Annotated in this window: 5 protein-coding genes; 3 read left to right on the plus strand and 2 right to left on the minus strand. The window is 66.4% G+C overall.

The features are described 5' to 3' along the window. Positions 1-149 precede the first annotated feature (149 nt). Entirely contained in the window at positions 150-2,066 is a 1,917-nt protein-coding gene (locus QMK24_RS40170) for an MMPL family transporter (RefSeq protein WP_349307966.1), read from the plus strand. A 113-nt stretch (positions 2,067-2,179) separates the two neighbouring features. Further along, entirely contained in the window at positions 2,180-4,129 is a 1,950-nt protein-coding gene (locus QMK24_RS40175; protein ID WP_283471854.1) for an ABC1 kinase family protein, read from the plus strand. 22 nt (positions 4,130-4,151) lie between these two features. Here the strand turns inward: QMK24_RS40175 and QMK24_RS40180 are convergent, their stop codons facing one another. Further along, entirely contained in the window at positions 4,152-4,835 is a 684-nt protein-coding gene (locus QMK24_RS40180; protein ID WP_283471855.1) for a hypothetical protein, read from the minus strand. Between the two features lie 257 nt (positions 4,836-5,092). Between QMK24_RS40180 and QMK24_RS40185 the strand changes: the two genes are divergently transcribed. After that, positions 5,093-6,145, plus strand: coding sequence for a polyprenyl synthetase family protein (locus QMK24_RS40185; protein ID WP_283471856.1), 1,053 nt, complete (start codon positions 5,093-5,095; stop codon positions 6,143-6,145). Positions 6,146-6,260: 115 nt separating this feature from the next. On the opposite strand, the gene QMK24_RS40190 is transcribed toward QMK24_RS40185, so the two are convergent. Next, on the minus strand, positions 6,261-7,058 hold the full coding sequence (locus QMK24_RS40190; RefSeq protein ID WP_349307967.1) for a thioesterase II family protein: 798 nt from the start codon (positions 7,056-7,058) through the stop codon (positions 6,261-6,263). Between the last annotated feature and the right edge of the window lie 465 nt (positions 7,059-7,523).

Here is a 7,523-nt window from a genome sequence, read left to right on the forward strand (position 1 = left end):
TCATCAAGCTCGAAGCCCGCAACGCCTTCGGCTTCCGCAACCGAGAGAACCAACGCCTCCGCTCACGCTGCGCAACCACTCGACGCAGCCGACGACAGGCGTTGCCCGGATAAATTCGAAGACCCACCAAACTCCCCAGGATCGGCCAGGTGGTCAGCCCGTATCAGCCGGAGGGCGCGGCCCAGATCAGCAAGGACGGCAAGGTTGCCTACGCGCAGATCACCTTCGGCGTCCCTTTTCAGGAAATGACGCCCGGGGATGTCAAGCCCCTGGTCGCAGTGGCGAAGGAGGCAGCCGGTGACCAGCTCCGGGTGGAGCTGGGCGGTGGCATCATCTCCCTCGCGGACGAGCCTCCGGCCAACATCAGTGAGATCGTCGGTGTGGTCGCCGCGGCGATCGTGCTGTATTTCGCCTTCGGGTCCTTCCTCGCCATGCTGATGCCGGTCGTCACCGCGCTCTTCGGCGTCGGCCTGGGGATGAGCGGTATCGCCCTGTTCTCCCATGCCATGGACGTCCCAGAGTTCGCGTCGATGCTCGGCATGCTGATCGGCCTGGGCGTCGGCATCGACTACGCGCTGTTCATCGTCACCCGGTACCGGACCGGCATCACCCGCGGACTCGCTCCGGAAGAGGCGGCTACCCAGGCCATCAACACATCTGGCCGGGCCGTGCTGTTCGCGGGCGGCACGGTGTGCATCTCGCTCCTGGGCATGTTCGTCATCAACCTGAACTTCCTCAACGGTATGGCCGTGGCCGCCTCGCTGGTCGTGCTGATCACGATGCTCGCCGCCGTCACCCTGCTGCCTGCACTGCTGGGCCTGCTGAAGGTCCGGGTGCTCAGCCGCCGTCAGCGGCGCAAACTTGCCGAGCAGGGACCGCAGACGGGGCAAGCGAAGACCTTCTCCGCTCGCTGGGCGGTCATCGTGGAGCGCCGCCCCGAGATCATCGCGGCGCTTGCGCTCGTCGTCATGGTGGTACTGGCGGTCCCTACGCTCTCGCTGCGACTTGGCTTCTCCGACCAGGGCAACAACCCCAGCTCCACCACCACGAGGAAGGCCTACGATCTGCTCGCTGAGGGATTCGGGGAAGGTTCGAACGGACCGCTTCAGCTGGTGGCCGTCGTGAAGAGCCCAGCGGACAGCGCCGCGCTGGACACATTGGTGGCCAAGGTGCGGACCGCCGAGGGCGTAGCCCAGGTGGTTGCGGTGCCGGCCGCTCCGGATGTCAAACTGCGCATCGTGCAGCTTGTGCCGAAGTCCTCGCCGCAGTCGGAAGAGACATCCGCACTGATCAGCCGCCTTCGGGGCGAGATCATCCCGGACGCGGCCAAGGGCAGCTCGCTCGAGGTCTACGTTGGCGGAACGACGGCCATCTCCGACGACTTCGCTGATGCGCTCGCCGGAAAGCTCCCCCTGTTCATCGGGGTGGTCGTGCTGCTCGGCTTCCTGTTGCTGATGCTGGCCTTCCGTAGCTTCCTGATACCGGCCACCGCCGCACTGATGAACCTGGTCGCGGTCGCCGCGTCCTTCGGTGTGCTGGTGCTGGTCTTCCAGTGGGGTTTCGGATCGGACCTGCTCGGCGTGGGCAAGGGACCGATCGAGGCGTTCCTCCCGGTGATCATGCTGTCCATGCTCTTCGGTCTCTCCATGGACTACCAGGTCTTCCTGGTGAGCCGGATGCACGAGGAGTGGGTGCGGGGCGCGGACAACGCCACCTCGGTACGGACCGGCCTTGCCGAGACCAGCCGGGTGATCAACGCCGCTGCCATCATCATGATTGCCGTCTTCGGTGCCTTTGTCCTGTCAGGTGAGCGGGCTACCGCGATGTTCGGACTCGGCCTGGCCGGTGCGGTGGCGCTGGACGCCTTCATCCTGCGCACCATGCTGGTTCCGGCACTGATGCATCTGTTCGGCAAGGCCAACTGGTGGCTGCCGAGGTGGTTGGACAAGCGTCTTCCGCATCTGGCGGTGGAGCTTCCCGACGAGCCGGTTCCGGCGGCCGGCCGGGTGAAGACCGTCGACCTCAAGGACGATGACAGGTTGGTGCCGAGCGGGGGCCGACCGTAGCTCAGAAGGTAAAAGTATCGGCCCGGTAAAGGACGTGCGAGGTCCCCGCTCTTCTCCGGGGACCTCCCGCTGGAATGCTCGGATCGCTACGGAAGCGCAGGTCTCCAGGGCTTATGTTGATCGTCAATTTCGCCGCTCTGGTCATCGGACTGATCGGCTTTCCGTTGGCTTTCGCCGTAGTGGCGCGCCGGTTGCTCGGACTGCGCATCGGCGCCGTGCGGTCCCTGCTCACCAGTGCGGTGGGCGTCATCGTCGTGTCCTTCCTGAGCGAGGCCCAGCGGGACAAGGAGAGCGGTGTCCTCCTCGGTGTCCTGATCGGCACCACGCTGGTGGCCGCGATGGGCTTCCTGGCAGCCGCGGAGGTCATTGTTCCCAGCGGTTCGCTGGGGTGGCCCACCGGCTGGGTACGTTCGATCCGTTCCCGGATCGCCCGGGGCCGCCGGTACTCCCGGATCAGCTCCATCGCCGTACGACACGGGCTGTGGCCTTATCTGAGCCGCAGGGGAGAGGGCTCCGGCTCCCGGCTGCACCAGGCGGACCGGCTGGCCAGATCGCTGCGGCTGGCGCTGGAAGAGGTCGGCGGGACGTTCGTCAAACTCGGCCAGATACTGTCCACCCGCGATGACCTGCTGTCCCAGGCGTTCGTGGCGGAGCTCAGCCTGCTCCAGTACCAGGTACCACCCGAGCCCTGGGAGGAGATCCAAGCGGCGCTGGACAAGGAGTACGGCCGGCCGGTGGCCGAGGTGTTCGCCGAGTTCGACACGGAGCCGCTGGCCGCCGCGTCCATCGCCCAGGTTCACCGGGCGCGGCTGCATGACGGCGACAAGGTGGTCGTCAAAATCCAACGGCCGGCCATCCGGGAAGGCGTGGAACGCGACCTCGACATCATCTGCCGCATCGCCCGGCTGCTGGAGCAGCGCACTCGCTGGGCGAAGTCCCTGGGCCTACTGGAACTGGCTGATAACTTCGCGGTCGCGGTGCACGAGGAGCTCGATTTCCGGCTTGAGGCCCGTAACCTGGCGACCGTCACCGCGGCATGGGCGCGTCGGGGTGACGATCCGGCCGTCCGGCTGCCCGGCGCCTACGCGGATCTGTCCAGTGAACGGGTGCTCGTCCTGGAACATCTGCCAGGCTTGCCCATCAGTTCCATCTTCGGCGGTTGCGGCACCAGGGTGCTGGACCGCGACGGACTCGCGCGGGACCTGCTGGGCAACATGCTCCAGCAGATCCTGGTGGACGGGACCTTTCACGCCGATCCGCATCCGGGCAACATCCTGCTGCTGGAGGACGACCGCATAGGGCTGATCGACTTCGGTTCGGTCGGCAGGATCGACGCACAGCTTCGGTCGGCCGTGAAGTCATTCATCTTCGCGCTCCAGAGCGGTGACGCGGCGGCGCTCCACGACGCTTTGCTGGACGTGGTGATACGGCCGCAAGAGATCGATGAGCAGAACCTGGAGCGGGCACTCGGCCGCTTCCTGGCATGCCACTTCGCCTCCGACGCGATCCCGGACATTCAGGTGTTCGTGCAGCTGTTCCGGCTGGTCTCGGACCACGGACTGCGAGTTCCGCCGGAGGTTGCGGCGGTCTTCCGCGCCATGGCGACCCTGGAAGGGACGCTCACCAAGCTGTCGCCGGGATTCAACATGATGGCCGAGGCCCGCGTCCTGGCCGAGGCGCGACTCCCGATGGGGGGAAGCACCTCGTCCGTCGGGCAAGTGCTGCAGAGCGAGTTGTACGCGGCCGTGTCGCTGCTTCGCCGGCTGCCGCGCCGGCTGGAGCGGGTCACCAGCGCCCTGGAGCAGGGCAGGCTCACTATCAGCGTGCGGTCCTTCGCCGACGCACGTGACCGCCATTACGTGCGGTCACTGCTGCATGAGGTACTGCTCGTGGTCATCGGCGCGACCAGCGGCGTCATGGGGACGATTCTGCTGACCATCCGCCGCGGGCCGATGGTCACCGCGTCGATGGGTCTCTTCGACCTGATCGGATACCACCTGCTCGTCCTGACAGCCGTGCTGCTGGTCAGGGCGCTGTCGGTCATCTCCCGGCCACAGCGCTGAAGGGGAACAGCGGAGACGCGGTTCAGGCGCAGCCGCGGACCGAGTTCCAGCCGATGAAGGTGTGCCGGAGGGTGATGTCGAATTGGCACCAGGCGGTGCCGTCGCCATTCAACTGCACGGACGTGTCATGCGTGGTGGCGTACCAGTTGCCGGTGGGGTCGAAGATTCCGCGGTAGCTGAATTCCGCGTGTGCCGTGATCTGCGAGGTGGCGCCGGGGCCGCCCTCGGTCTTGCTGGAGGTCTTGAGGGACCAACCAGCGTCCCACGGCTCACGGTTGGCGCCGGTCTGCAGTTCGGTCACCGCGTTGGTGACCTGGTTGTCGGCGGTGTCCCAGGTGGACGAGGTGGAGAGAGCAGTCATCCGTATGTTGCAGCAGTCGTACATCTCCGACCAGCTGCGCACCTGCCGGCTGGTGATCGCGGGGGCCGCGGCGGTCTGGGCGCGTGCCTCGGCCCGGGCGGGCGAGGAGGGGACGAACCGTACCGGTCCCAGGTGCGGCACGCAGTCGGAACCGATGCTGACGTCCTGCTGGGCGGACATCCCGGCCGGCGGTACCGGCAGTTTGCTGGGAAGGCGGACATCCGCACAGGCGGTGTCCGCCCGGCCGGAGCCGGTCCCGGTGGCCGGTGCCGCGGTGGCGGTACCGGCGAGCAAGGACAGCATGCCCACTGCGGTGACCGCCCCGAGGACGATTTTGTTTCGCATTTTCATTCCCTTCCGGTGAGTTCGGTGGGGAACTTAACAGGGTTCATTTCCCGGAGTAGTTGATCAGGAGCAGGTGGCAGCAAGCTGACAATCGGATGACCGTGCAGAGCATGGCCGACCGTGGTCGACGTTGGCAACTTCGTGCCAGGGCTGTTGCGGGGCTGATAGGCCGCTGCGAGAGTCACGGAGTCCTCGAGACGGATATTCGCCGAGGTCAATCCGTTCCGCACGGATGACGGGGAGCTTCCTTAGTGGCCATGAAGACAATGAAGGCAATGTACGAGGTGCCGTTGTCCGCCCGTGTCCGCAGGGCCGCCCTGGTCCGCAGACTCGCCCTCAAGGACCCGGGTCTCGAGGTGCGCCTGCGCAACGGACTCGATGCGGCGGAGAAGCAACTGCTCGCCCACGCGGAGAGCGCTGAGGACCCGAGGATCTCCACTCTGACCGGCCACCTGGCCGCAGCGGGCGGCAAACGGGTGCGACCTCTTCTGGTGCTGCTCGGCGCCGAGTTCGGTGATCCATGGCGGCATGGAGTCACTCAGGCCGCGGTTATCGCAGAACTGGTCCATGTCTCCTCGCTCTATCACGACGACGTCATGGACAACGCCGCGACCAGGCACGGTGTATCCAGCGTCAATGCCCGCTGGGGCGAACGGCTCGCCGTCCTGGCAGGCGACCTGCTGCTTGCCAAAGCTGCCCGGCTCGCTGCCGAACTCGGCCCGGCGGCCATCTCTCTCAACGCTGAGGTCGCGGGGGCGCTCGTAGCCGGGCAGCTGTGCGAACTCATCGGGCCCGGCCCTGGCGAGGACGCCATCAGCCACTACTTCCAGGTGATATCGGGCAAAACCGCCGCGCTTCTCGCCATGTCGCTGCGGACCGGAGCCCAGCAGGCGGGCGCGCCCGAGCCGGTGGTGCGGTCACTGGGGCAGTACGGCGAAGAGCTGGGCCTTGCCTTCCAGATAGCCGACGACTTGCTCGACCTCAAGGCTTCGACGGAGCAGATGGGGAAGGAACAGGGCAGGGATCTGGCGGCCGGTGTCACCAGCCTTCCGGTCCTCCTGGCTCTCGCGGACACGACGCCGCGCGGAGCCGCGCTGCGCGAGCTGCTGTCCGCAGGACCGGCCGCGGACCCCGCCCAGCAACGCCTTGCCCTGAGACTCTTCCGCCGGTCCCCGGCCCTGGCCGAGGCGGAGGCAATGATGCACCAGCGGCTGGACCGGGCCAGGGCCGCGCTGTCGGACCTGCCACCTCTTCCGGCGCTGCGGGCCCTCAACTTGCTCTGCGATTACGTGGCCGATCAAACCGGCTGACATGTCGAAGGAGAGAGAGTCATGCCGCAGGACGACGCCTCCGCCCTCCAAGCCTCATGTCAGATCCCTATGAGCACGGGGGCAGGTGACGTTTCCGAGGCGGCGCGGACGGCGGTCAGGCCATCCGCCGGACCAGGTCCGCGATGACCGTGTGACGCTCCTCAGCCAGGTAGAAGTGGCCCCCCGGCAGTACCCGCAGGTCGAAGCCCCGGGTGGTCACATCCGCCCACGCCCACATGTCCGCCGTGGAAACGTCGCGGTCCTGGTCGCCCAGGTATCCGACGATGGGACAACTCAAGGGAGTCGCGGGGCGAGGCTCGTACTCCTTGACGATCCTGAAGTCGGCCCGGATGGCGGGCATCACCAGATCCCGCAGGTCCGGGTCGTCGAGGAGACCGATGTCGGTGCCCCCAAGACGCTGCACCTGGCGAATGATCGCCTCATCGTCAGCGACGTCGAGTGCCTTGGGTGTAACTCTGTGCGGGGCTTTGCGGCACGACGCGTACAGCGCTTCCAGGCGGACACCGTGCAGGTCCTCCAGCCGAAGTGCTACCTCGTAGGCCAGTGAAGCTCCCATGCTGTGCCCGAACAACGACACCGGCACATCCAGGAACGGGAGCAGCGCCGCGGTAACCGCGTCGGCGAGCGCGCCCATGCTTTCGATGCACGGTTCGACGATCCGTTCCTGCCGCCCCGGGTATTTGGCCACCAGAACTTCCGTATCGGCATCGAAACGGTGTCCCCAGGTGTGGAAGTACCCGGCGGACCCGCCAGCGTGGGGCAGGATCAGCAGCCGCCTGCGTGGTGCCGCCTGACTCGCATATCTCCGAAACCATTTGCTCTCGGTGTCAACAGCCATTGTTCTGCCCATCTTTGCTGATTTGTTGTTCCAGGCCCAAGGGGCGGTTGCCATTGCTCCGTCCGATCAAACCACGAAGGGCATGGCGCTCATTGCGGTGATAAGCGCAGTCATTCGGGCCATGGCTATGTCTAGCTCGGCTCACCGACGGCCTACAACAGCCGCAACAGGAACCTGTCAACACCCCCGGCGGAGGGATCGGCCGTCCGTCATCGCCGCCGGGGGTCTCGATCCCAGCTGCACCGTATGAGGTCCCGCGGATGTCATCTTTGTGACATCGCGGCAGCGGGGCCGTTGGTAGTTCGCAAGGAAGCGGTCCCGACAACATCGGAGGCTCCCGTCGGGAGAGCGGCGGGGCTGCCAGGGACGCTCGTAGGAGCCCCGGGGAGGGGTGAGGTGATCCCCGTAGTGTGGACACGCCTGACAATGGATCTTGTTGATCCTGGAAGGTGTAGACCACGTGGCAAGGCCCTCGAAGTACAGTGCGGAGTTCCGGTCCGACGCGATCGCGTTGTGGCG

This window comes from Streptomyces sp. PH10-H1 (genome assembly GCF_030063355.1).
GTDB lineage: Bacteria > Actinomycetota > Actinomycetes > Streptomycetales > Streptomycetaceae > Actinacidiphila.